The 698-nt window shown below is 41.5% G+C and carries 2 protein-coding genes; both read right to left on the bottom strand.

All coding sequences use genetic code 11. The features are described from left to right. Positions 1-377: 1-acyl-sn-glycerol-3-phosphate acyltransferase (locus R7Z47_RS24945; RefSeq protein WP_411913063.1), on the bottom strand; the 377-nt coding region annotated here is incomplete at its 3' end. Continuing rightward, positions 374-698: beta-ketoacyl synthase chain length factor (locus R7Z47_RS24940; protein WP_318130776.1), on the bottom strand; the 325-nt coding region annotated here is incomplete at its 5' end. The genes R7Z47_RS24940 and R7Z47_RS24945, both read right to left, overlap by 4 nt.

The following is a 698-nucleotide window of genomic DNA, read 5'->3' as shown; positions in this document are numbered from 1 at the left end:
ACGATGTGCTTCATAAAAGGATTCGACCATATTGCCGATTTTACTAAACAATCACAGCGAGTTAATTGTGAGGCGATTAAAACGTAATCAATTAAACTCGGATGATTGGCAACAATTAAACAATTTCGATCTTGTTGAAGAAGGTCTGCGCCAATAATTTCATAATCAATCGCCCCGCTGAACTTCATTAATTTACAGAATGTGTTGAAAGAATATTGAATCGCGCCTTGAACTTTATATTCACGTTCAGTTTGGTCAGAGACAAAAATACGAATAGTTGGAATCACGATAAAGCTCAGCGCTAAACCACCCAAACCAAATACCGAAAAACAGAAACCCGTGGCGAGCACGCGCCAATACTGATTTAAGCGATTCATTGTTTGCGCCATTCCCAAGATTGCTGTGGGGCATGGATGGTCCACTGAGTTTTGTCTGACAAGTAGTGCTGCAAAAACGCTAAGCCTTGTGGCAAAAGGTGGCCTTGTGTTTCTACGTTGTGGCTGCTGTGCAACATAAAATCATAACCGTTTGATAGCACCAAACCTAAGCCAAAGCCCGGATATTGCTGCTGTTCAAATTCGGTGTAGGAGTCAGGTAAAGGTTCATCAAAGTCGACAAGCAGAACTTTCTTATCTGGATTGTCTGCTAAAAATAGCCACGCTTCTAATATCGCGCTTTGGAATGTATTTTCCGATGCC

It is taken from the genome of Vibrio sp. 1641 (assembly GCF_033339995.1).
GTDB classification, from domain to species: domain Bacteria; phylum Pseudomonadota; class Gammaproteobacteria; order Enterobacterales; family Vibrionaceae; genus Vibrio; species Vibrio alginolyticus.
This window is presented reverse-complemented; position numbering and strand designations above follow the sequence as displayed.